This window comes from Streptomyces sp. NPDC053750, from assembly GCF_044544295.1.
GTDB lineage: Bacteria > Actinomycetota > Actinomycetes > Streptomycetales > Streptomycetaceae > Streptomyces.
The window spans coordinates 235,153-259,618 of the sequence record NZ_JBITXB010000010.1 but is presented as its reverse complement, the minus strand read 5'-3'; the positions used below and the strand labels follow the sequence as shown (position 1 = coordinate 259,618).

General features: G+C 71.5%; 18 protein-coding genes. 10 read left to right on the top strand and 8 right to left on the bottom strand.

Annotated features, from left to right (window positions below):
• Window positions 1-52 precede the first annotated feature (52 nt).
• On the bottom strand, window positions 53-916 hold the full coding sequence (locus ACIGO6_RS27095) for a helix-turn-helix transcriptional regulator (RefSeq protein ID WP_399880638.1): 864 nt from the start codon (window positions 914-916) through the stop codon (window positions 53-55).
• 218 nt (window positions 917-1,134) lie between these two features.
• Between ACIGO6_RS27095 and ACIGO6_RS27090 the strand changes: the two genes are divergently transcribed.
• A complete protein-coding gene (locus ACIGO6_RS27090) occupies window positions 1,135-1,560 on the top strand; it encodes a hypothetical protein (protein ID WP_399880635.1) in 426 nt (141 codons plus the stop codon).
• On the opposite strand, the gene ACIGO6_RS27085 is transcribed toward ACIGO6_RS27090, so the two are convergent.
• A complete protein-coding gene (locus tag ACIGO6_RS27085) occupies window positions 1,542-2,357 on the bottom strand; it encodes a helix-turn-helix domain-containing protein (RefSeq protein ID WP_399880633.1) in 816 nt (271 codons plus the stop codon). The two genes, ACIGO6_RS27090 and ACIGO6_RS27085, sit on opposite strands and share 19 nt — an antisense overlap.
• 162 nt (window positions 2,358-2,519) lie before the next feature.
• Here ACIGO6_RS27085 and ACIGO6_RS27080 point away from each other — a divergent pair, with 162 nt between their 5' ends.
• The 4 genes from ACIGO6_RS27080 (at window position 2,520) to ACIGO6_RS27065 (ending at window position 6,314) form a co-directional block, all read left to right on the top strand.
• Window positions 2,520-2,825: a 4a-hydroxytetrahydrobiopterin dehydratase gene (locus ACIGO6_RS27080; protein WP_399880630.1), complete on the top strand. Its 306-nt coding sequence runs from the start codon at window positions 2,520-2,522 to the stop codon at window positions 2,823-2,825.
• A gap of 5 nt (window positions 2,826-2,830) precedes the next feature.
• Window positions 2,831-3,571, top strand: a complete 741-nt coding sequence (locus tag ACIGO6_RS27075; protein ID WP_399880627.1) for a class I SAM-dependent methyltransferase — start codon at window positions 2,831-2,833, stop codon at window positions 3,569-3,571.
• 87 nt (window positions 3,572-3,658) lie between these two features.
• Window positions 3,659-5,536: a rhamnogalacturonan lyase gene (locus tag ACIGO6_RS27070; RefSeq protein ID WP_399880624.1), complete on the top strand. Its 1,878-nt coding sequence runs from the start codon at window positions 3,659-3,661 to the stop codon at window positions 5,534-5,536.
• Between the two features lie 109 nt (window positions 5,537-5,645).
• Window positions 5,646-6,314 (top strand): hypothetical protein, encoded by a 669-nt coding sequence (locus ACIGO6_RS27065; RefSeq protein WP_399880621.1) that lies wholly within the window; start codon window positions 5,646-5,648, stop codon window positions 6,312-6,314.
• Here the strand turns inward: ACIGO6_RS27065 and ACIGO6_RS27060 are convergent.
• On the bottom strand, window positions 6,307-8,961 hold the full coding sequence (locus ACIGO6_RS27060) for a cellulose binding domain-containing protein (RefSeq protein WP_399880618.1): 2,655 nt from the start codon (window positions 8,959-8,961) through the stop codon (window positions 6,307-6,309). The genes ACIGO6_RS27065 and ACIGO6_RS27060 overlap by 8 nt on opposite strands.
• A 247-nt stretch (window positions 8,962-9,208) precedes the next feature.
• On the bottom strand, window positions 9,209-12,136 hold the full coding sequence (locus ACIGO6_RS27055; RefSeq protein WP_399880615.1) for a glycoside hydrolase family 48 protein: 2,928 nt from the start codon (window positions 12,134-12,136) through the stop codon (window positions 9,209-9,211).
• 511 nt (window positions 12,137-12,647) lie between these two features.
• Here ACIGO6_RS27055 and ACIGO6_RS27050 point away from each other — a divergent pair.
• Complete coding sequence (locus ACIGO6_RS27050) at window positions 12,648-14,369, top strand: glycoside hydrolase family 6 protein (protein ID WP_399880612.1); 1,722 nt, start codon at window positions 12,648-12,650, stop codon at window positions 14,367-14,369.
• A gap of 152 nt (window positions 14,370-14,521) precedes the next feature.
• Window positions 14,522-15,448, top strand: a complete 927-nt coding sequence (locus ACIGO6_RS27045; RefSeq protein WP_399880609.1) for a class I SAM-dependent methyltransferase — start codon at window positions 14,522-14,524, stop codon at window positions 15,446-15,448.
• A 67-nt stretch (window positions 15,449-15,515) separates the two neighbouring features.
• Here ACIGO6_RS27045 and ACIGO6_RS27040 read toward each other — a convergent pair whose 3' ends face one another.
• From ACIGO6_RS27040 to ACIGO6_RS27030, 3 genes are all read right to left on the bottom strand, one after another.
• On the bottom strand, window positions 15,516-16,352 hold the full coding sequence (locus ACIGO6_RS27040) for an aldo/keto reductase (RefSeq protein WP_399880606.1): 837 nt from the start codon (window positions 16,350-16,352) through the stop codon (window positions 15,516-15,518).
• An 83-nt stretch (window positions 16,353-16,435) separates the two neighbouring features.
• A complete protein-coding gene (locus ACIGO6_RS27035; protein WP_399880603.1) occupies window positions 16,436-18,262 on the bottom strand; it encodes an AMP-dependent synthetase/ligase in 1,827 nt (608 codons plus the stop codon).
• A 265-nt stretch (window positions 18,263-18,527) separates the two neighbouring features.
• Window positions 18,528-19,409 (bottom strand): LysR substrate-binding domain-containing protein, encoded by an 882-nt coding sequence (locus ACIGO6_RS27030; RefSeq protein ID WP_399880600.1) that lies wholly within the window; start codon window positions 19,407-19,409, stop codon window positions 18,528-18,530.
• Window positions 19,410-19,580: 171 nt separating this feature from the next.
• Here ACIGO6_RS27030 and ACIGO6_RS27025 point away from each other — a divergent pair, with 171 nt between their 5' ends.
• Window positions 19,581-20,606, top strand: a complete 1,026-nt coding sequence (locus tag ACIGO6_RS27025) for a bile acid:sodium symporter family protein (protein ID WP_399880597.1) — start codon at window positions 19,581-19,583, stop codon at window positions 20,604-20,606.
• Between the two features lie 318 nt (window positions 20,607-20,924).
• Here ACIGO6_RS27025 and ACIGO6_RS27020 read toward each other — a convergent pair whose 3' ends face one another.
• Window positions 20,925-21,224 carry a hypothetical protein gene (locus ACIGO6_RS27020; RefSeq protein WP_399880594.1) on the bottom strand — a complete coding sequence of 100 codons (300 nt, stop codon included), beginning with the start codon at window positions 21,222-21,224 and terminating at the stop codon, window positions 20,925-20,927.
• Window positions 21,225-21,564: 340 nt separating this feature from the next.
• Between ACIGO6_RS27020 and ACIGO6_RS27015 the strand changes: the two genes are divergently transcribed.
• A complete protein-coding gene (locus ACIGO6_RS27015; RefSeq protein WP_399880591.1) occupies window positions 21,565-23,271 on the top strand; it encodes a hydrogenase maturation protein in 1,707 nt (568 codons plus the stop codon).
• A 55-nt stretch (window positions 23,272-23,326) separates the two neighbouring features.
• Complete coding sequence (locus ACIGO6_RS27010; RefSeq protein WP_399880589.1) at window positions 23,327-24,412, top strand: hydrogenase expression protein HypE; 1,086 nt, start codon at window positions 23,327-23,329, stop codon at window positions 24,410-24,412.
• Window positions 24,413-24,466 lie beyond the last annotated feature (54 nt).

Below are 24,466 nucleotides of genomic sequence, written 5' to 3'. Positions count from 1 at the left end.
CGGGGTGTCAGGGGTTGTGGCTGCCAGGGTGGTGGTGGTCAGGACTGCCGGTTCAGAAGCACTCGCGGTACGCGCGCAGGATCTTCTCCGTGCGCTGGGTCGAGGCGGCGCGCGCCGTCATGTGGTCCAGGACCTCCAGGTGCGCGGAGACCTCCGTACGGGAGTCCAGGTACAGGGCGCCCGTCAGGTACTCGGTGAAGACCATGTCGGGCAGCTCCGGCTCCGCGAACCGGAACAGGGTGAACGGCGCGTACGTCCCGGGGTGCGGTCCGTCGTCGAACTCGGCGACCTGGAGCGTCACCCGGTCCCGGGTCGCCAACTGCAGCATCTTGTCCAACTGGTCGCGCATCACCCGGCCGTCGATGCTCACCGGCCGGCGCAGCACCGTCTCGTCCATCACCACCCACAGGTGCGGCGGGTCCGCGCGCTCCAGCAGCCGCTGCCGCTCCATGCGCAGCGACACATGCCGCTCGACGGCCTCACCGCCCGCGTTCCCGATCGTGCCGGCCTCCATGACCGCGCGCGCGTAGTCCTCGGTCTGCAGCAGCCCCGGCACGAAGTGCGGCTCGTAGGAACGGACGATCCGCGCGGCGCCCTCCAGGCTGACGTACATGCTGAACCAGTCCGGCAGCACGTCGTGGTACCGCTGCCACCAGCCCGGCTGGTTCGCCTCCTCGGCCAGCGTCACGAACGCCGACACCTCGTCCGCGGGCACCCCGTACGCCGTCAGCAGGATCTGGACGTACGGTATTTTCAGCGCGACCTCGGCCATCTCCATGCGCCGCACGGTCGCCGGGGCCACCCGCAGCACCTTGGCGGCCTCCTCGCGCTTGAGGCCCGCCGTCTCCCGCAGTTCCTGCAGCCGCCTGCCCAGGACCACCTGGCCCACGGTGGGTGCGGCCCGCCGCTCACTCACGCCACGCCTCCCCAACGCGCCCAAGTCTCCACGCAGTCTGTCATGTTCCTCTGTCAGTCTCACAGGGGTGTTCGTGGATCAACGTCATTACCTGTCGGGTAATCGACCCTGCGCGGCCGGGACGCGATCGTGGAGTCACCGGGTCACGGGCCGGCGCACTCCGGCCCGTGACCCGGTCCCCGCAGCAGTGTCCCGACCCCGACGGAGGGTGACCTGTCATGTCCACCAATCAGCTGGCCGTCCTCGCCCGCACCGCCGAACCGCAGCTGATGCTGCGCCGCTTCCTGGCCCTCGACGCGGTGGTGACCGGCGCCAACGCGGTCGCCTACCTCACGCTCTCCGGGCCGCTCGGCCGGTTCCTCGGCGCCGACTCCGGGCTGCTCCTCGCCCTCGGCGCCTTCCTCGCGGTGTACGCCGGATGCGTCGCGCTGCTGGCCGCGCGTCCCCGGCCGCAGGCCCTCGGGGTGCGGGCCGTCGTGGAGGCCAACCTCGCCTGGGCGGCGGTCAGTTTCGCCGCCCTCGGCCTGTGGCTGACGCCCACCACGGCCGGTGCCGTGTGGACGGTGCTCCAGGCGCTCACCGTCGCCGGGTTCGCGCTGCTCCAGTACGCGGCGCTGAGGCAGCGTCAGGGGAGCAGTGTGTGAAGGTACTTGACCGTCGCCGGGTCGGCCGGGAGCAGCGTCTCGATGGCCAGCTCGGCGACGGTCACGTCCATCGGCGTGTTGAACGTGGAGATGGACGAGATGAACGACAGGGTCCGTCCCTCGTGCTCGATCTGCATCGGCAGCGCGAAGTACGGCACCGGTTCGGCCGGCTCCTCGCCCGCGCCGGTCTCGGGCACCGGGTACGCCGCCACCTCCTCGTACAGCGCCCGGAGCGGCTCCGAGCGGTGCAGGGCGATCTGCCGCTCCATCTGCTCCAGCAGGTGCCCGCGCCACTCGCGCAGGTTGCGGATGCGCGGTGCCAGTCCCTCCGGGTGCAGGGTCAGCCGCATCGCGTTGACGGGCGGCTCCAGCAGGTGCTCCGGGAGCCCGTCCATCAGCATCAGGATGCCCCGGTTGGCGGCCAGCACCTGGTACGTCGCGTCCACGACCAGCGCGGGGTACGGCTCGTATCCCCGGATCAGCCGCTCCATGCCCTCGCGCAGGGCGTCCAGCGCCGGGTCGTCCAGCGGTGTCTCCGGGTAGTGCGGGGCGTAACCGGCCGCGAGCAGCAGCGCGTTGCGTTCCCGGACGGGGACGTCCAGGTGCTCGGCGAGCCGCAGCACCATCTCCTCGCTCGGCCGGGAGCGGCCGGTCTCGATGAAGCTGATGTGCCGGGCGGAGGAGTCCGCGCGCAGCGCCAGCTCCAGCTGGCTGACCCGCCGCCGCTCCCGCCAGGCGCGCAGCAGCGGGCCCACGCCCTGGGCGGTGGGGACGGTACCGGACGTGAGTGCGGTCATGCTCCGAACGGTAGTCGACGGCGGTCCCCGCCGGGCCCGGCCGGTTCTCCGGGCCGGGGCTGCGGCGGCCGTGCTGTGGCAGGCTGGGAGAGAGCCTCAGCCAGGCACCGCCACCCAGGTACTGCCGACCAGGCACCGCCACGCAGGTAAGGAGCGCAGCCCATGCCCGTCGAACCGCTGTCGCAGAAGGAGATCGAGGAGCGGCTGGCCGAGCTGCCGGGCTGGTCCCTCGACGAAGGCCGCCTCACCCGCTCCTACCGGCTCGGCTCGCACTTCGCCGCGACCGCGATGGTCGTCCACGTCGCCCAGGTGCAGGAGGAACTCGACCACCACTCCGACCTGACCCTCGGCTACAACACCGTCTCCCTCGCCGTGCACACCCACAGCGCGGGCGGTGCCGTCACCGAGAAGGACGTGGAGCTCGCCCGCAGGGTGCAAGACCTGGCCGCCGGCCACGGGGCACACTGAGGGGTGTGCTCGACTACGACAAGGAAGCGGAACGGTACGACGCCTCCCGCGGCGGCGAGCCCCGGGCCGAGGCCGCCGCACAGGCCGTACTGAGCCTCGTACCCCCACAGGCGCGCAGCCTGCTCGACGTCGCCTGCGGGACCGGCATCGTCACCCGGCGGTTCGCCGCCGGACGGCAGGGCATGCGCGTGACCGGCGCCGACCTCGCCCCCACCATGACGCGCTACGCAGCCGCCCGGCTGCCCGGCGCCGTGGTGCTGGCCGACAGTCGCCGACTGCCCTTCCGGGAGGGCGAGTTCGACGCCGCCACCAGCGTGTGGCTGCTGCACCTGGCCGGCGGCGCCGAGAACGCGCGGGCGATCGTCGGGGAGTGCGCCCGCGTCCTGCGGCCCGGCGGGGTGTACGTGACCACGGTCGACAAGGGCGCCTCGCACAACGTCGGCAGTGACATCGACGCCGTACTCTCCTCCCGCCCGCCGAGCACCGCCCACGACGCCGCCGATCTCGTCGAGGCGTACGCCCGCGCGCACGGCCTGGTCCCGGCCGGGCAGGCCCGCTTCACCGGGCACGGCCAGGGCCGCAGCCCGCGCCGCACGGTCGCCGATCTGCGACGCGGCTGGTTCGTCACGCTGCCGCCGGGGGAGCCGCTCGCGGAGGAGTTCGCCGCCCGGCTCGCTGCCCTGCCCGACCAGGACCGTCCCCGGCCCGACCCGGTCTTCACCCTCAGGGCGTTCAGAAAGCCGTAGGAAGCGGTGGAGCGGGAGCGGCAACCCCGTGGCCCCGGGCGGCGACTGAGAGGCGGAATCCATCCGTCCTCCCAGGAGGTTCGTCCCGTGAGGCACCCCCACAAGCACCGCAGACGCCGTCCGCTCGTCCTCGGCGCGGCACTCGCCGCCGCCGGGCTCGTCGGCGCGGGTCTGACGACCCTCGTCACCGACGAGGCCGAGGCCGCCACGGCCCGGCAGGTCGAGGCCCTCGACCGGGGCGTGGTCAGCGTCCACACCGGCGACGGCAACCTGGTCAGCTGGCGCTGGCTGGGCACCGACCCGGACCACGTGGCGTTCAACGTCTACCGCGCCGGCACGAAGGTCAACTCCACGCCGATCACCGGCTCCACCACCTACTTCCACTCCGGCGCCCCTTCCCACGCCGACTACACCGTCCGCGCGGTCGTGGGCGGCACGGAGCAGGGCGACTCGGTCCACGCGATCCAGTTCCGGGCGGGGTACAAGGACGTGCCGATCACCCCGCCCGCCGGCGGCACCACCCCCGACGGCGTCGCCTACACCTACGAGGCCAACGACGCCTCGGTCGGCGACCTCGACGGTGACGGCGCGCTGGACATCGTCCTCAAGTGGCAGCCGACCAACGCCAAGGACAACTCCCAGTCCGGCTACACCGGCAACACGATCGTCGACGGCATCCGGCTCGACGGCACCCGGCTGTGGCGCGTCGACCTGGGCCGCAACATCCGCTCCGGCGCGCACTACACGCAGTTCCAGGTGTACGACTACGACGGCGACGGCAAGGCCGAGGTCGCCATGAAGACCGCCGACGGCACGAAGGACGGCACCGGCGCGGTCATCGGCAGCTCCTCGGCCGACCACCGCAACTCCTCCGGCTACATCCTCACCGGCCCCGAGTACCTGACGATGTTCAACGGGCAGACCGGCAAGGCCATGGGCACGGTCGACTACGTCCCCGCCCGGGGCACCGTCTCCTCCTGGGGCGACTCCTACGGCAACCGCGTCGACCGCTTCCTGGCCGGCACGGCCTACCTGGACGGCTCCCGCCCCTCCCTGATCATGGCGCGCGGCTACTACACCCGCTCCGTGATCGCCGCCTGGGACTGGCGGGACGGCCGCTTCACCCGCCGCTGGACCTTCGACACCAACTCCTCCACCAACGCGGGCAAGGGCTACGACGGTCAGGGCAACCACCAGCTGTCCGTGGCGGACGTCGACGGCGACGGCAAGGACGAGATCGTCTACGGCGCGATGGCGGTCGACGACAACGGCAACGCCCTGTGGACCACGAAGAACGGCCACGGCGACGCCATGCACGTCGGCGACCTCGACCCGTCCCGCGCGGGCCTGGAGGAGTTCAAGGTCGACGAGGACAGCTCGAAGCCCTCGTCCTGGATGGCCGACGCCCGCACCGGCCAGATCATCTGGTCCACGGGCGCGAGCGGTGACAACGGCCGGGGCGTCTCGGCCGACATCTGGTCCGGCAGCGCGGGCGCCGAGTCCTGGTCCTCGGCCGAGAGCGGCATCCGCAACCCGAAGGGCACGGTGGTGAACAGCCGCAAGCCCTCCAGCACCAACTTCCTGTCCTGGTGGGACGGCGACCCCGTCCGCGAACTCCTCGACGGCACCCGCGTCGACAAGTACGGCACCTCCGGCGACACCCGCCTGCTCACCGGCTCCGGCGTGGCGTCCAACAACGGCACCAAGGCCACCCCGGTCCTGTCCGGCGACATCCTCGGCGACTGGAGGGAGGAGGTCGTCTGGCGCACGTCGAGCAACACGGCCCTGCGTATCTACTCCACCCCGCACGACACGGACCGCAGGATCACGACCCTCCTCCACGACACCCAGTACCGCACGGCCCTGGCCTGGCAGAACACCGCCTACAACCAGCCCCCGCACCCGAGCTTCTTCCTCGGCAACGGCATGACGACGGCACCCAGGCCGACGGTGTACACGCCGTGACGCGGAGCCGGCCACACGATCAATGACACGTTTTCATCACGTAATCTCCACATGAGGGCCCCTCGGGTGATGATGTACCGCGCAACTGCATCATTCCCTGGGGGGAACCATGAACAACGCCGTCCCACCGCCGCCCGTGCCTGCCTACGGGCCACCGGTGCCCCCGCCTCCTCCGCCGCCGAAGAGGAACCACACGGCCGTCGTCGCCGTGGCCGCCGCGGTGGTGGCCGCCGCCGTCTCCGCAGCCGTCACCGCGGGCGTCACGGGCAACGACGAGGCGGGACCCGCGCCCACGGTCACCGTCACCGAGACGGAGGCCGTGAGCGAGGGCGCCGCCGCCGCGGCCGACGAGGAGACGGAGCCCGCGCCCGAGGACAGCGACGACGGCGTCGTCGCACTCGACGAGCCGGTCACCTACGAGTCCGACGTCGAGATCAGCCTCTCCGGCTTCAAGCGCTCGGTGTCGGGCGAGTACGCCTCGCCCGAGAACACCCCCTACGTACGGTTCACGGTCAAGGTGAAGAACGGCGGCACCGAGACCCTCGACTCCACCCTCCTCACGGTCAACTGCTCCTACGGCAAGGACGGGCGGAGCAGCGAGGGCATCTTCGACAGTGACGCGGACCTCGGGGGCGGACCCCAGACCAAGCTCCTCGCCGGCCGGTCGATCAACGTACCGTGGGGCTGCGCACTCCCCAAGGGCGAGAAGCTCATCCAGATCGAGGTCGCCCCCGACTTCGACTCGGAGACGGCGATCTTCACGGGGCAGGTCAACTAGCGCCCGAGCACCGCCGGCCGTCCCTCTCGAAGACGGCCGGCACCGGGTTGGCCCCCGACCGAGTCCCCGTGAACCCGAAGCTCACGGACGCGCCCGGGGCCACGCCGGCATTCCAGCCGACGTTCTCGGCGGTCACCGTTGTGCCGGACTGGGTGTGCCCCGCGTTCCACATCTGCGTCACCTTCTGGTCGCCGGTGAACGACCAGGCCAGGGACCAGCCGTTCCACGCGGACGTGCCCGTGTTGGTGAGGCGGACGTCGGCCTGGAAGCCGTCCGCCCCCTGGTTGGTGATGGTGTACGTCACCGCGCAGGCGCCGGTGGGCGCCGGGCCGGGGCCCGGGCCGGGGTCGGTGTCGGCCGTGTCGCCGTAGACGATGCCGCGGCCGTTGGTCGCCACGTACACCCGCCCGTACACCCGCGGGTCGCCCGTGATGGCCGCGCCGGTCCAGCCCCACTGGTGGGCGTCGTCGTTGACGCGGGTCCAGGTGGCGCCCTGGTCGGTGGAGCGGAAGATGCCGCGGACGCCGGCGATCTGCGCGCTGGTGTACAGGGTCTGGTACGAGGCGCCCGGTGCCGCCTTGCCGAAGCCGACGGTGTCGGCCTCCTCGACGTTCGGGAGCTTGGTGAAGGTCGCGCCGCCGTCCGTCGAGTGCCACAGGCCGTACGGCCCGTCCGCCGACCCGCCGGCGAGCCAGATGTCGCCCTCCCCGCCCGGCAGCGCCTTGAAGCGGACGCTGTCCCCGGCGGGCAGGCCGGTCGCCGCCGACGCGGTGAAGGTCGCGCCGCCGTCCGTGCTGACGTAGAACCTCCCGGACTTGAAGCCGTAGAAGGTGTTCGGGTCGGCCCGGTCGGACTCGACGACCGCCCCGGCCGGGATGCCGCTCGACGCCTGCCAGGACGTGCCGAAGCCGCTGGTGAAGTGGACGCCGGCTCCCTGCGGGCTCCACACGAAGCGGCTGCCGTCGGCGCCCGCGGCCACCGTGCCGCCGCCGCTCACGCCCGACGGGTCGGTCCCGCCGAACCAGTTGGCGCCGTTGTCCGTGGAGAAGGCGATGTGCGGGCCCGCGTCCAGGTTCCCGGCCCGCACGACCACGTCCGGGTTCGTCTCCGCGAAGTCCAGACTCGTGGTGGAGGTGAAGTTCGGGGAGGTGAACATCATCGACGGCACCTCGGTCAGGCTCGTGTGCCGGAAGCCGCCGACGTCACCGAGCGCGCTCAGCAGCGGGGCACCGGACGGGGGAGCGGCCAGGTCGTTCACCGCCGTCTCCTCCAGCCCGCGGACCATGGGCTCGATGGCGAACCTGCCGCCTGCGTCGTCCCAGTTGGTGAGGTTCTCCGTGCCGTAGATCGTCGCGCCCGTCCCGTACATCATCCGGTCCGAGTCGAACGGGTCGATCTCCAGCGCCTCCGTCATCCAGCCCAGCTTCGGCGTCTGCTCGGGCGGGGTCGGGTTCGCGCCCCAGGTCAGCCACGGGGACGACGAGACGTCCATGGTGTAGCGGTTCTCGCGGTTCGGGTACGACGTGTAGCTCCACGCCTGGGTCCACGTCGCGCCGCTGTCCGTCGAGCGGAAGATCTGCGTGTCCGGCCACCAGGAGCTGTACGCCGTCGCCATCACCGTGCCGGGGTTCTGCCGGTCGACGGTCAGACCGCTGAAGCCGTAGTAGGTGTCGGCCTCCGCCACCGGGCTGATGTCCGTCCAGGCGCCCGTCGCCGTCGCGTACCGGTACAGTCGGCCCTTGCCGCCGTCGTACGGGCCGCCCGTGTCGCTGTAGGCGAGGTAGAGGTAGCCGTTCTCCGCGTCCAGCACGCCCTTGTGGGCCAGGTGGCCGGTGGGCTGCCCGGCGATCCGCTGCCAGGTCGCGCCCGCGTCGGTCGAGCGGTAGACGGCGTTCTCCTTGTCGGCGACCCCGACGTAGATCGTCTTCGTGGCCGCGCCCGCCGTACCCGTGGACTCGTCGAAGGTGACCCAGACGATGCCCTGGTTGTCGGAGGCGTAGCCGCTCGTGTCGCCGGGGTCCTGCGCGTAGTTCCCGGGGTTCGGGAAGGCCGTCACCTGCGACCACGTCGCGCCCGCGTCGGTGGACCGCCACAGGCCCTTGCCGCTGGGCGCGCCCAGGTACAGCACGTCGTTGTCGTGCGGGTCGACGGCCAGGCGTTCGCCCATGCCGCGGCCCGGCATGTTGCCGCCCAGCTTGAACGGCAGGTCGGCCTTCTCCCAGCTCGCACCCCGGTCGGCGGAGCGCAGCACCGCGCCGTTGCCCGGGTCCCAGTCGTTGGTGTAGGTGCCGACCGCCGCGTACACCCGGTCCGGGTCGACGGAGTCGGAGGCGACACTGACCACGCCCGTGTGACCCCAGTCGTCCCAGCCGACGTGGTCCAGCAACGGCGTCCAGGTGTGGGACGACTCCTGCCACCGGTAGGCCCCGCCGATGTCGGTACGGGCGTAGGCCAGGTCCTTCTCGGAGCGGTTGAACACGATGCCGGGGACGAAGCCGCCCCCGTCGATGCGGGCGTTCTTCCAGGTGTAGGAGTCGGCGGCCACGGCCGCCTTCGGCGTCTCGGCGGCCAGTGCGGCGGGCGGGCCGCCGATGAGGAGGCCGGCCGCGAGCGCCAGCGTCGCGGTGAGGATGCGGGTTCTTCGCACGGTGGGGGAACCGTCCTTCCGTCAGGAGCAGAACACATGCGAGGACCGGGCGGCCCTCGGCGTGGACGAGGGCCGCCCGGCAGGTGGCTCCGCCGTCCGGTGGCGGAACCATGCACACGGAGCCGTCAAGCGCCCCGCAGGGGCGCGGGGCGGTGCCAACGTGCGGCTACCGCCGCGCGGGCGCGACCAGCCACGCACCGGCCCGCAGACGAAAACCCGCGCAACCCCGCGGAGCGCTTCGCGGGGACTATTCGAGTAGCTCCGCGTACGAGCCCATGGCGAGGGCTATGTCCGCCTGGGCCCAGAACCGGTGGTACGTGAACGTGGGCGCGGCACCGCCCGCGAGATAGCTCTCGATCTTCGACCAGGCCGGGTCGTCCTGGTAGAAGGAGCGGATCGAGGCGAAGGTCGACGACGCGTCGATCGTGTCGCCGTTCGGCATGGTCCCGGTCCAGCCGTTCGGGACGTACACCGGGTCGTCGAAGCGGTTGTAGTCGGCGCGGGTCTCCGGGACGGCGATGCCGAGCGCGTCCTGGTTGTTCTCCCACATGCCGTCGAGCAGCGCCTTGGCGGTCGAGGCCGCCTCCGTGTCGCCCGAGCGGTCGGCGTAGTACGTCAGCGTCTTGGCGTACGCCGCCGCCACACCGACGTCGTTGGTGTAGTCCGCGACGGTGACGTGCAGGTCGCCGTTGTCACCCGGGGAGGAGGCGTTCCAGGTGTCCGGCTGCCCCGACCACTTCAGCGTCGAGGGGATCCGGAAGCTGCCGTCCGGGTTGACCGTCGTCTCCGACAGGGCCCAGTCGACCCACTTGTCCAGGACCCCCTTCGCCCGGGCGTCACCGCTCTGCTGGTAGTACTCGGCGACCCGCTCCATGGACCACGCCTGGAAGCCGAACCACTGGTTGGACGGCGGGTCGTGGTACACCGGCTTCTCGTCGTAGAACATGCCGTAGAACGTCGGCGTACCGGCCGGCGGCACGGCGTACCGGCCCGCCCAGCTGTTGGTCGCGCCGCCCGCGATGGCGCCCTCGTCGGACTGCAGCCAGCGGTAGAACTCGATCTGCCGGTCCAGGGACTTGGCCCAGTCGTCCGCGCCCGTCGCCGACTTCGGCCTCAGGTCGTCGTAGGTGCTCAGCGCGTACGCCGCCAGCGGGTTCTGGTAGCCGCCGTGGGTGTGGCTGGAGCCGATGCGCCAGGCCCAGCCCGCCGAGGTGTCCACCGCGCCGCCCCACGCGTAGTACCAGGACAGCAGGTAGTGCGAGGAGTCCTTGCCGGTGCCGGCGGGGCAGCTCGACGCCCCCACGCAGTTCCCGACCTTCTTGAAGTACTTGTCGAACATGGCGTAGCGCAGGTAGTCGCCCATCTTGGCGGCCTTGTCGAGGGTTCCGGCGATCTCGTCGCCCCTGCCCTGCTCCTCGGCCCACAGGTCCGCCCAGTAGGCGGCCTGCACGGCGCGCGCGTCGGCGTCCGGGGCGTTGGTGAACTTCCACTGCTTCGCGTAGGACGCGTCACCGGTGAACAGGTCGAGGTAGCCGTTCGGGCCGCCGTACTTGAACGCGTCGCAGGTCGGCTGCGGCACCGTCTCCCACACCGACTCCTGCGCGCCGCGCTGGAAGGTGTTGATGTAGGAGGGGCCGGTGTCGGAGGGGCCCGCCTCGCACTTGCCCGGCGAATTGCCGTAGCCGTAGGTGTTGTCGACGTCCTGGAGCCAGTGCATGCCGTACACGTCGTCCGTGCCGTAGGCCGACTTCAGCTCGCCGGCGATCGGGTCCGGACCGACGGAGACCGCGCCGTCCAGGGGTGCCGGGTACTCGTCCGGCGTGTCCAGCTCGGGCGCGTAGGTGGCCGGCTTCGAGGCGTTGTATGCCGCGTTGGTCGGCTGGTCGGCGTGGGTGGGGATCATGTACGTCTCCATGATCTCCCAGGCGTTGTTGAACCGGTCCCAGTCGCCGGTGACCTTGCCGTACATGGCCTGGAGCCACAGCAGGTAGCTGTACGCCTCGGACGTGGTCTCGTGCCCGTGGTCGGGGGCCTCGACGATCAGGGTCTCGACCGAGTGGTACGGGATGCCCTCGGGCGAGAAGTAGCCGTTCGCCGGGTCGGTGATCTTGCCGTAGAGCTCCAGGAAGCGGGCGTCGTAGTCCTTGGTGGCGCCCAGCTGCGTGACGGTGACCGTGGCCTTGCCGTGGCCGGGGGCCGTCGACTCGAAGACCGCCGAGCCGGTGCCGGAGGCGTCGGCGGCGACGGTCACCTTCTGGGCGGTGTCCCAGTTGGACGGGGTGAAGGTCAGGCTCGCCCCGCCGGTGACCGTCAGGCCCGTGTTGCCGCTCGCGCGGGACGTCGTGACGGTCACGTTCGCGGTCGGCTGCTTCGACAGCTTGACCTCGTACGTTCCCGACTCGCCCTGTTGCACGCCCAGTTGGGTGGGCGTGGCGGCGACGGTCGGGCCCGCGGCGATCGTGATGCCGACCGGGGTCGAGTCCGCCGCGGCGCCCGTGCTGTCGTAGGCCTTCGCCACCAGAGAATGACTGCCCACGGTCAAGCCAGAGGCGGAGTGCGTGTAGGGCGCGCTGGAGTCGGTGCCCAGCAGGGTGGTGTCGTCGTAGAACTCCACCTTGCTGATCGTGGCGCCGTCGGCCGCCGCTGCCGTGGCCGCCAGCGGGACCGCCTCGCCCTGCGAGTACACCGCGCCCGGCTCCGGGCTGGTCAGCACGGTGATCGGCGGCTGGTGGGCCCCGGCGCAGACGGTGCCGTTGACGGTGAAGTCCGTCGGCGCCGTGTTGCTGCCGCTGTAGCTGAACTGCCCGCCGGTGGAGACGGCGGCGCCGGCGGCGATCCGCGCGTTGTAGGCGGCGCTGGTCACGGTGACCGTCCGGCCGGACTGCGACCAGGTCCCGTTCCAGCCGTTCGTCAGCTTCTGGTTGCCCGCGTAGGTGTACGACAGGGTCCAGCCGTCGATGGCTTCGTCGCCGCGGTTGGTGAGCGTCAGCTCCGCGGTGAAGCCGGAGCCCCAGTCGTTGGTCCGGTAGTCGACGCTGCACTGAACTGCCGCTGCCTGGGCGGGAGTTGCTCCGGTGCCCAGCATCGTGAGGGGGAGTGCGAGGGCCGCCAGTGCGGCGGTCCACAGTCGCCGCGCGGCGCGGCGGCCGGGTCTGCGTCTGCGTTCGGAGTGCATCGTGCTGGTTCCTCCTTGCGGCTCGGGGAGGGGAGTGGGGGAGGAGCAACAAGCCTTGAACCAGTGGGAGCGCTCCCATAGTGCGGAGGGGGTCCAGGGCGGTCAAGGTGTGTGAAGAGTCGAAAAGATTCGACGACCGTCACCGAGAGAATTTCGGTGACTCCTCTGTTCTTCACCGTCACTTGGCGCTACCTTCGCAGCACCAGTGGGAGCGGTTCCACCAGTCGGCGCGTACGTCACGGCGCGCCCGAACTGCGAGGAGCCGCCCATGCGCCACCCCCGTACCATCTCCCGCGTTCAGGACTTTTAGCCGCCGCTGCGGCCCGTCCGGCGCGCGAACGGCCGGCACGCCGGCTCGCACATCCCCGGGGCGCTCTCACCGTGCCCGCGGGCCGTTCCTGATCTCCGCACGCGACGGCACCCCCATGCCGTCGGCAAGGGGCCGCGCCCGACGGACGCGCGGCCCGGGACGACAGCATTCGTCACCCCACGAAAGAAGGAACCCGCACTCATGACCCGTAGCAGAACCGCGATGCTCGCCGCCCTGACACTGGTCGCCGGCGCCTCCGGCACGGCCCTCGCCGCGCACTCCGCGAACGCCGGCGCGGCGGCCCCCGCCTGCGCCGTCGACTACAAGGTGCAGAACGACTGGGGAAGCGGCTTCACCGCCGCCGTGACCGTCACCAACAACGGTGCCGCCACCTCCAGTTGGTCACTGGGCTGGACGTACGCCGGAAGCCAGAAGGTCACCAACAGCTGGAACGCGAAGGTCAGTCAGAGCGGCGCCGCCGTCACCGTGGCCAACGAGTCCTACAACGGGACCCTGTCCACCGGCGGTTCGGCGAGCTTCGGCTTCCAGGCCACCTACAGCGGCAGCAACGCGATCCCGGCCACCTTCACCCTCAACGGCGTGACCTGCAACGTCGACGGCGGCGGCCCGACCGACCCGCCGGACCCGACGGACCCGCCGGAGACGGGCGACAAGGTCGACAACCCGTACACCGGAGCCAAGGTCTACGTGAACCCGGAGTGGCAGGCGAAGGCCGCGGCCGAACCGGGTGGCAGTCGCATCGCGAACCAGCCCACCGGTGTGTGGCTCGACCGGATCGCCGCGATCGAGGGCGCCAACGGCGGCATGGGGCTGCGCGACCACCTCGACGAGGCGCTGACGCAGAAGGGCTCCGGCGAACTCGCCGTCCAGCTCGTCATCTACAACCTGCCCGGCCGCGACTGCGCCGCCCTCGCCTCCAACGGCGAGCTAGGCCCCACGGAGATCGACCGGTACAAGACCGAGTACATCGACCCGATCGCCGAGATCCTCGCCGACCCCAAGTACGCGGGCCTCCGGATCGTCACCACGGTCGAGATCGACTCGCTGCCCAACCTGGTCACCAACGTCTCCGGGCGGCCGACCGCCACGGAGAACTGCGACGTGATGAAGGCCAACGGCAACTACCAGAAGGGCGTCGGCTACGCCCTGAACAAGCTCGGCGACATCGGCAACGTCTACAACTACGTCGACGCCGGCCACCACGGCTGGCTCGGCTGGGACAGCAACTTCGGCCCCTCCGCCGAGATGTTCAAGACCGCCGCGACCACCGAGGGGGCGACCGTCGACGACGTGCACGGCTTCATCGTCAACACGGCCAACTACAGCGCCCTGAAGGAGGACAACTTCAAGATCTCGGACTCGGTGAACGGCACCTCCGTGCGCCAGTCCAAGTGGGTCGACTGGAACCAGTACACGGACGAGCTGTCCTACGCCCAGGCCATGCGCGACAAGCTGGTCTCGATCGGCTTCGACACGAACCTCGGCATGCTGATCGACACCTCCCGCAACGGCTGGGGCGGCACCGCCCGGCCCGCCGGTCCCGGCCCGCAGACCAGCGTCGACGCCTACGTCGACGGGGGCCGCTACGACCGCCGCATCCACCTCGGCAACTGGTGCAACCAGTCCGGAGCCGGTCTCGGCGAACGCCCGCAGGCCAGCCCCGCCGCCGGGATCGACGCGTACGTGTGGATGAAGCCCCCGGGCGAGTCCGACGGCTCCAGCAAGCTGATCGACAACCCGGACGGCAAGGGCTTCGACCGGATGTGCGACCCCACCTACACGGGCAACGCGCGCAACGGCAACAACATGTCGGGCGCCCTGCCCGACGCCCCGATCTCCGGGGCCTGGTTCTCCGCGCAGTTCCAGGAGCTGATGAAGAACGCCTACCCGCCGCTGCCGTAGGCGGACCGAGGGGCGGATGACGCCGCCGGGGTCCGGTCCTCTCGGGACCGGGCCCCGGTGGGGTGACTTTTTTGCGGTTGCGGCAACACGGCTTGCCCCGGTGCGGTGCGGCGTCGCACGCTGACGGCACCGCGAACGGGAGGCCGACCACCATGGCGCACGACCACCACCAGCACGACGCCGGACACGCACACGCACACGCACACGGACACGCACACGGACACGCTCACGACCACACCGACATCGACTGGGCCGAGATGGCCCCCATGCTGGAGGAGCAGGCCGAGCTGTACACGCCGCTGTACCGGCAGGCCATGGCCTGGCTGGCGCGGGAAGCGACCGAGCCAGGCCTGGTCGTGGACGTCGGCAGCGGGCCCGGCGTCGTCTCCTGCCTGTTGGCCGACGCCTTCCCCGGCGCCCGGGTCGTCGCCGCGGACGGCGCCGGACCGCTGCTGGAGCGGGCCCGCGACCGCGCCGCCCGGCTCGGCCTCGCCGACCGTTTCGGCACCCTCACCGGCGATCTGCCCGGGGTCCTGGGCGAGCTGGAGTACCCCGCCGACCTGATGTGGGCCAGCCAGAGCCTGCACCACCTCGGCGACCAGCGGGCCGCCCTGGCCGCGCTCGCCGGGCACCTCGCGCCCGGCGGCACCCTGGCGGTCCTGGAGGGCGGGCTGCCCGCCCGCTTCCTGCCTCGCGACATCGGAATCGGACGCCCCGGGCTGCAGGCCCGGATGCACGCCGTGGAGGAGGGCTACTTCGCCGAGATGCGCGCGAGCCTGCCCGGCTCGGTGGCCGAGACCGAGGACTGGCCCGCGATGCTGACCGCGGCCGGCCTGAAGCCCACCGGTACCCGCAGCTTCCTGCTGGACCTGCCGGCGCCCCTGCCGGACGAGGCGCGGGCGTACGTCGCCGGCTCGCTGACCCGGATGCGCGACAGGATCGGGGACGGCCTCGACGCCGTCGACCGGACCACGCTCGACCGGCTGCTCGACCCCGGGGACGAGGCGAGCGTGCACCGGCGGCAGGACGTGTTCGTGCTGGTGGCGCACACGGTCTACACGGCCGTACGGCCGGTCTGACGCGGGTGCGCGAGACGGGTCGAGGCCCGGTCCGCCGGGACCGGGCCTCGACCCGTGTGCGTGACGCTCAGACGACGTCGAACTGCGCCGGGTCCGGACCCAGGCGGCGGTCCTCGTTCAGCGCGCTGATCGCCGCGAGGTCCTCGGTGTCCAGGGCGAAGCCGAACACGTCGATGTTCTCCTTGATCCGGGAGGGCGTCACGGACTTCGGAATCACCACGTTGCCGGTCTGCAGGTGCCAGCGCAGCACGACCTGGGCCGGGGTGCGGCCGTGCTTCTGGGCGATCGCCACGATCGCCGGGATCTCCAGGATGCCCTTGCCGGAGCCGAGCGGGGACCAGGCCTCGGTGGCGATGCCCTGCTCCGCGTGGTACTCACGGGCGGCGTGCTGCTGGAGGTGGGGGTGCAGCTCGATCTGGTTGACGGCCGGGATGACCGACGTCTCGCCGATCAGCCGCTCCAGGTGCTCCGGGAGGAAGTTGGAGACGCCGATGGCCCGGATCCGGCCGTCGGCGTGCAGCTTCTCGAACGCCTTGTACGTGTCGACGTACCGGTCCTTCGACGGCAGCGGCCAGTGGATCAGGTACAGGTCCACGTACTCCAGGCCGAGCTTGCCCAGTGAGGTGTCGAAGGCGCGCAGGGTGGAGTCGTACCCCTGGTCCTTGTTCCAGAGCTTGGTGGTGACGAAGAGCTCCTCGCGGGCGATGCCGGAGGCGGCGATCGCCTTGCCGGTGCCCTCTTCATTGCCGTAGATCGCCGCTGTGTCGATGCTGCGGTACCCGGCCTCCAGCGCCTGGGCGACGGCGGTCTCGGCCTCGTCGTCCGGGACCTGCCAGACGCCGAAGCCCAGCTGGGGCATCTCGACGCCGTTGTTCAGGATGATCGGGGGGACCTTGCTGCTCACGAGCTCTTGATCCTTCGGTTGTGGAAAGGTGTTACTCCCATCGTCAACGATCACGGGCCGCGATGCATTCCTGACCGGCGAATTCACGCGGTGTACAGCGCCTCGACCTCCGTGCCGTAGGCCTTCTCGATGGCCCGGCGCTTCAGCTTCAGCGACGGTGTCAGCAGGCCGTGCTCCTCGGTGAACGGCTGGGCCAGGATGCGGAAGGTCCGGATCGACTCGGCCTGCGACACCAGCGTGTTGGCCGTGACGACCGCGCGCCGCACCTCCGTCTCCAGATCGGCGTCGTGCACCAGGTCGGCCGAGGACATCGGCGGTTTGTTGCGCATCGCCAGCCAGTGCTCGACCGCCTCCTGGTCGAGGGTGATCAGGGCGGCGACGTAGGGGCGGTCGTTGCCGACGACGATGCACTGGTTGACCAGCGGGTGGTCCCGTACGCGCTCCTCCAGCAGGCCCGGCGAGACGCTCTTGCCGCCGGAGGTCACCAGGATCTCCTTCTTGCGGCCGGTGATGGTGAGGTAGCCGTCCTCGTCGAGCGAGCCGAGGTCTCCCGTGGCGAGCCAGCCGTCGTGCAGGGTCTCGTCGGTGGCCTTGGGGTTGTTGAGGTAGCCCTGGAAGACGTTGTCGCCGTTGAGCCAGATCTCGCCGTCGTCCGCGATGTGCACGGTGACGCCCGGTATGGGCTGCCCGACCGTGCCGTAGCGGGTGCGCTCGGGCGGGTTGGCGGTGGCGGCGGCCGTGGACTCGGTCAGGCCGTAGCCCTCGTAGATCTGCACGCCGGCGCCCGCGAAGAACAGGCCGAGCCGTCGGTCCATCGCCGAGCCGCCCGACATGGCGTTGCGGATGCGTCCGCCCATCGCGGCCCGCACCTTGGTGTAGACGAGCTTGTCGAAGAACTGGTGCTGCATGCGCAGGCCGGCCGACGGGCCGGGGCCGTCGCCCCAGGCCTTCGCCTCCACCGCCTCCGCGTACTTCACGGCCACCTCGACGGCCTTCTCGAAGGGACCGGCCTTCCCCTCCTTCTCGGCCTTGCGCCGGGCCGCGTTGAACACCTTCTCGAAGATGTACGGCACGGCCAGGATGAAGGTCGGCCGGAAGGCGGCCAGGTCGGGCAGGAGCGCGGCGGCGTTCAGCTGCGGCTGGTGGCCGAAGCGGACCCTGCCGCGGATCGCCGCGACCTCCACCATCCGTCCGAAGACGTGGGCGAGCGGCAGGAACAGCAGGGTCGCCGCCTCGTCGCCCTTCCTGGAGTGGAACACCGGCTCCCAGCGTCCGATGACGGTGTCCGCCTCGTACATGAAGTTGCCGTGCGAGATGACGCAGCCCTTGGGGCGGCCCGTGGTGCCGGAGGTGTAGATGACGGTGGCGACCGTGTCCGGCGTGACCGCCTTCCGGTGCCGGTGCACCACCTCGTCGTCGAGGTGGGCGCCCGCGTCGTACAGCTCTTGCACGGCGCCGGAGTCGAGCTGCCACAGGCCGCGCAGGTGCGGCAGCCGGTCGATGACGGTGGCGATCGTCATGGCGTGGTCCTCGTGTTCCACGACCGCGGCCGTCACCTCCGCGTCGTACAGCATCCAGAAGCACTGCTCGGCCGACGAGGTCGGGTAGACGGGCACCACCTGGGCGCCGATCGCCCACAGGGCGAAGTCGAAGAGCGTCCACTCGTAGCGGGTGCGGGACATGATGGCGACCCGGTCGCCGAAGCGGACGCCCTGGGCGAGCAGCCCCTTGGCGAGGGCCAGCACCTCGTCGCGGAACGCGCCGGCGGTCACGTCCCGCCACTGGCCGGCCTCGTCCTTGCGGCCCAGCGCGATGTGGAGCGGGTCGTCCTGGGCATGCTGGAAGACGACGTCGGCCAGACCGCCCACCGGTGGTGCCGACGTCGACGGAGGACTGGTGAACTCGCGCAAACCCCGCTCCCCGCTCCTCGTGACGCCCCCGCACAGCGCCGTGAAAGCTACCCCACGCCGGGCGGGGGCGGGAGGGGCGGCGAATCCGAACAGCGCTCATGTTCGCGCTGGTCAGCGAGAGAAAATGCGCTCACATGGGGAAGGGTCGGACAGTTTCCTGACGGTTGAGTAAGTTTCGGGGGCGTAATCTCCACCGAATCTGTACGACCCGCTTACTGCCGGTACGGGGGGCGTCCGGGCACCCGTGCCGGGGCGAGCGGCTCACCTATCCGAGGCCCGTGCCCCGAGGCCGGTGCAGGCGGTCGCCGCCCGCCAGGATCGCCGACGCCAGGGCGTCCGCCGCGTCCTGGGCCGAGGCCCGGCGCCGGCCGTGCACCAGCACGAAGTCGACCCGGCCCAGCTCGGGCAGCCCGGCCCGCTCCGGAACCCGCACCAGGCCGGGCGGGACGAGGCCCCGGGAGTGCGCCATCACGCCGAGGCCCGCGCGGGCCGCCGCGATCAGACCGTTGAGGCTGCCGCTGGTGCACGCGATGCGCCACTCGCGGCCCTGCCGCTGCAAGGCGTCCAGCGCGAGCGCGCGGGTGATGCCGGGCGGCGGATAGACGATCAGCGGCACCGGACGGTCCGGTTCGAGGCGCAGCCGCTCCGCGCCGATCCACACCAGCCGGTCGCGCCAGACCGGCTCGCCCTGCGGGTCCTCCGGCCGCCGCTTGGCCAGCACCAGGTCGAGTTTGCCGGCGGCCAGTTGCTCGTGCAGCGTGCCCGACAGCTCCACCGTCAGCTCCAGGTCGACCTCCGGGTGGTCGTGCCTGAAGCCCTCCAGGATCTCCGGCAGCCGGGTCAGCACGAAGTCCTCGGACGCCCCGAAGCGCAGCCGCCCGCGCAGCCGCGTACCGGTGAAGAACGCCGTCGCCTGCTCGTGCACCTCCAGGATCCGGCGGGCGAAGCCGAGCATCGCCTCGCCGTCCTCGGTCAGCTCCACGGAGTGCGTGTCGCGGGTGAACAGCTGCCGTCCGGTGGCGTCCTCCAGCCGCCGCACGTGCTGGCTCACCGTCGACTGGCGCAGCCCGAGCCGACGGGCGGCCTGCGTGAAGCTCAGCGTCTGGGCCACGGACAGGAAGGTGCGCAGGTGGGAGGGGTCGTACATCGCTCCAGCCTAGCGCGGGGCCATCGGGGAACGTGATGGCAGTCAGAGCGGTATACGGGATTCCCGATCGCGGGGCGGGAGAGCAGGATGGAGCGGGGACCCGTGAGTCACGTGAGTCAAGAGCGAACGAGTAAGTGGAGCACCGTGAAACGCCTGCGTTGGCCGCATTGGATGCCGATCGATCCCTACATCCTGCTGCTGCTCGGGACCGTGGGCCTCGCGGCGCTGCTGCCGGCCCGCGGCACGGGCGCGGACGTCGCCTCCGGCGCCTCCACCGCCGCGATCGCCTTCCTCTTCTTCCTCTACGGCGCCCGGCTCTCCACCCGTGAGGCGATGGACGGGGTGCGACACTGGCGGCTCCATGTCACCGTGCTGGCCTGCACCTTCGTCGTCTTCCCGCTGCTCGGGCTCGCGTCGCGCGGACTGGTCCCGGTCTTCCTGACCGACCCCCTCTATCAGGGCCTGCTCTTCCTCACCCTGGTCCCGTCGACCATCCAGTCGTCGATCGCCTTCACCTCCATCGCCCGCGGCAACGTGCCCGCCGCGATCTGCGCGGGCTCCTTCTCCTCGCTGGTGGGCATCGTCGTCACGCCGCTGCTGGCCGCCGCCCTGCTGGGCAGCAGCGGCGGCGGGTTCTCCGCCGACTCGGTGGTGAAGATCGTGCTGCAGCTGCTCGTGCCGTTCGTCGCCGGACAGCTGTTGCGCCGCTGGATCGGGGGGTTCGTCGCCCGGCACAAGAAGGTGCTGGGGCTCGTCGACCGCGGCTCGATCCTCCTCGTCGTCTACACCGCGTTCAGCGAGGGCATGGTGCAGGGCATCTGGCACCAGGTGAGCCCCGTCCGGCTGGCCGGTCTGCTGGCCGTGGAGGCGGTACTGCTCGCGGTGATGCTGCTCCTGACCTGGTACGGGGCCAAGGGGCTGGGCTTCGGCAGGGAGGACCGGATCGCGATCCAGTTCGCGGGGTCGAAGAAGTCGCTGGCCGCCGGACTGCCCATGGCGAGCGTGCTGTTCGGCGCCCACGCCTCACTGGCCGTGCTGCCGCTGATGCTCTTCCACCAGATGCAGCTGATGGTCTGCGCGGTCATCGCCAGGCGCCGGTCGCACGACCCGGAGGCCGCTTCGGAGGAGTCCGCCGCCCCCGCCTGCGCCACGGCACCGGGAGCCGTTCCGGCTGAGCCGGCCGGACGGCCGTCGTGAGCCGCCAGCGTCCACCCGGTCCACGCGGAATGCCGTCGGCCGCCGAGTGCCGGGGCGGTGCCGTCGCCTGCCGGCCCTGAGCGCGAGCCGCTCGTCGTACGGCAGGCACGCGCGGGGCACCGTCGAGGGAGAGCGCGCCGCCCGCGGTGCCGTCCGCCGTCCCGGCGTGGCTGGGCCCGGTCCTCGCGTCCGCCGACCGGGAGCGAGCCGCCGACGCGTGCAGTGAGGTGACTTCGGACGGGGGCACGACGACCGGCCGCCGTGCGGGGAGACGGCGGCCGGTGAGGCGGTGACGGTGCCGGGGTGGTCGGCCCGAGGTCAGCCGGGGCGGCGCCTGCCCTTTGGTGCGTCCGGGTCGACTCCGGTGAAGGCGGAGTCGTCCTTCGTGCCGCTCGGCCGCCCGGACCGTCCCCTGCCACCGGTGTCCCGCATCCCCTTCTCCCTTCCGGCGTCCTGCTCCTCGCCCCGCCGCGCGCCGCTGTCCGCGACATCGCCCGGGACCGGGGTGCGCTCCTCCTTGGAGGTCTTCCGGCCCGCTCCGGGCGACGGCGCGTGCTCCTCGGCGTGGAAGGACCGACGGGCGCTCGGATTGTCGTCCTGCTGCTGTGTCTCGTCCACGTCCGGCGACCAGCCGTGGTGCTCGCCGGACCGGTGACGACCGGTTCCGCGACCGTCCGACGGTTTCGACGACCTGCGTTCCTCGGGCATGTGCCGACCTGTCTGTGCGCTCTGGCGGAAGGGCACGTTCTCCGGTGCCCAGGACCTTACGATTATCCCATTTAGCCGCATTCAAGGCATGTCGGCTCCCTCTGTCGGCGGCCTGCCATGTGGCGAAACCTGTCACCCCTGCGGGTGATGTGCGGGATTCGTGTCGACGCACGCGGACCGGTGTGCCCGACCATCACAGGCAGCCGGACGCCTCACCGCCGACGCTCGAAGCACCCTCGGAAGGGTCGCCATGCGCATCCTGCTCATCGCCAGCGCCAACAACAGCCTCACCCAGCGCGTGCACGCCGAGTTGCGCGACCGCGGGCACAGCGTGGCCGTGGAGGTGACGACCCGAGGGGACGACGTGCGCACGGCCGTCGATCGGCACGCGCCCGATCTGGTCGTGGCGCCCATGCTCAAGACCGTCGTACCGCGTGCGGTCTGGACGACCCGGACGTGCCTGATCGTGCACCCCGGGCCCGTCGGCGACCGGGGGCCGTCCTCGCTGGACTGGGCCGTCCAGGAGGGTGCCGGCACATGGGGCGTGACCGTCCTGCAGGCCGAGGAGGAGATGGACGCGGGCCCCGTGTGGGCGACGGCGAGCTGCCCGGTGCCGGGGGTCGGCAAGAGCGACCTGTACCGCAACGAGCTGTCCGACGCGGCCGTGGGTGCCGTACTGGCCGCCGTCGACCGGTTCTCGTCCGGCACGTACACACCGCTCGACCAGCGCACGCTGCCGGGCGCCCGGAGCCGGCCCCCGATGCGCCAGGAGACACGCCGCATCGACTGGGCCCACGACCCGACCGGGACCGTGCTGCGCAAGCTGCGCGCCGCCGACTCCCAGCCCGGCGTCCTGGACGAGCTGCTCGGCCGGGAGTGGTTCCTGCACGGCGGCCACGCCGAGCCGCGTCTGCGCGGGCGTCCCGGCGAGCTGCTGGCGACCCGGGCGGGCGCGGTCTGCCGGGCCACGGTGGACGGCGCGGTGTGGCTTCCCGAGCTGCGGGCCCGGACGGGCGCCGGTGCCCCGCGCGCCTGCAAGCTGCCGGCCGCCCTCGCCCTGGCCGGGCGGCTGACCGGGGTGGCGGAGGTGCCGGCGCCCGTACTGGCGTCCGTGGACGACGACGTCTGGTCGGACATCCGGTACCGGGAGGAGGGAACGGTGGGCGTGCTGTCCTTCTCCTTCCCCGGCGGCGCGATGTCCGCCGGCCACTGCCGGCGCCTGCTGGCCGCCTACCGCGCGGCGTGCGAGCGGCCGACCGCCGTGCTGGTGCTCGGCGGCACCCGTGACTTCTTCTCCAACGGTATCCACCTCGGCGTCATCGAGGCGGCGCCCGATCCGGCCGCGGAGTCCTGGGCCAACATCAACGCGATGAACGACCTGGTCGAGGCCGTCCTGACCACCACCGACCGGCTCGTCGTCAGCGCGCTCGGCGGCAACGCCGCGGCCGGCGGGGTCATGCTGGCGCTGGCCGCCGACGAAGTGTGGTGCCGCGCCGGCTCCGTGCTCAACCCGCACTACCGGCGCATGGGCCTGACCGGCTCCGAGTACTGGACGTACAGCCTGCCGCGCCGGGTGGGCGCCGCCATGGCGGAACGGCTGACCAACGAGGCGCTGCCCGTCAGTGCCCGCCGGGCCCGGGAGATCGGTCTGGTCGACCGGGTCGTCGAGTGTGACCCGGCCCGCTTCACCGACGAGGTCACCCGGCTGGCCGAACGCTGGTCGGCCGTCTCCGGAACGCAGACCCGTCTCGCCGCGAAGAAGGCCGAGCACGAGCGCCGGGATACCGTCACCCCCCTCGCGGTGGTCCGCGAGCGGGAACTCGACCGCATGCGCGCGATCTTCTTCGACCCCGACGCGCCCTACCACGCACTGCGCCGGGCGTTCGTCCGCAAGGAGACGGCACTCGACCGGTCGGCCGCTACGCGTGCGGTGGCGGCGGAGCTGGCCGACTCTTAGCTAGGACGCGGGCCGATTTCATCGGCTTCGCCGTATTCCTCCCCGGGAGGCAGTGATGAGCGCAGCACCCCCGGCCACGGGCGCGGAGCCGGACTCCGACGCACTCGGCACGGACGAGAAGCCGATCCACATCCTCTGGATCAACGCCGGGCTGAGTTGCGACGGCGACTCGGTCGCCCTGACGGCCGCCATGCAGCCCAGCATCGAGGAGATCGCCCTCGGAGCCCTGCCGGGCCTGCCCAAGATCGCCGTGCACTGGCCGCTCATCGACTTCGAGTGCGGGCCGGTGGGCGGGTCGGACACGTTCATCGAGTGGTTCTTCAAGGGGGAGCGCGGCGAGATCGACCCCTTCGTCCTGGTGGTCGAGGGATCCATCCCGAACGAGTCGATCAAGCAGGAGGGGTACTGGTGCGGCTTCGGTGACAACCCGGAGACGGGCCAGCCCATCACCACGAGCGAGTGGATCGACCGGCTCGCCCCCAAGGCCCTGGCCGTCGTCGCGATCGGCACCTGCGCCACGTACGGCGGCATCCACGCCATGGCCGGGAACCCGACCGGTGCGATGGGAGTGCCCGACTACCTGGGCTGGGACTGGAAGTCGCAGGCGGGCATCCCGATCGTGTGCGTGCCGGGGTGCCCCATCCAGCCCGACAACTTCGCCGAGACCCTCACCTACCTGCTCTACCAGGCCGCCGGATCCGCGCCGATGATCCCGCTGGACGACAAGCTCCGCCCGACCTGGCTGTTCGGGGCGACCGTCCACGAGGGGTGCGACCGGGCCGGCTACTACGAGCAGGGCCAGTTCGCCGAGTCGTACGACTCGCCCAAGTGCCTGGTGAAACTGGGCTGCTGGGGCCCCGTCGTGAAGTGCAATGTGCCCAAGCGCGGCTGGATGAACGGCATCGGCGGCTGCCCCAACGTGGGCGGCATCTGCATCGCCTGCACCATGCCCGGGTTCCCCGACAAGTTCATGCCTTTCATGGACGAGCCGCCCGGCGGCAAGCTCTCCAGCACCGCGAGCGGCGCGTACGGCGCGGTGATCCGCAGACTGCGGACCATCACGGCCCGGACGGTGGACAAGGAGCCCAAGTGGCGGCATACCGGCCGCGAGATCACCACCGGCTACCGGCCGCCGTGGTGAGGGGCCCCACCCCGGCCACCCGACGACCCGTATCCACCAGGCAGAACCGACCGA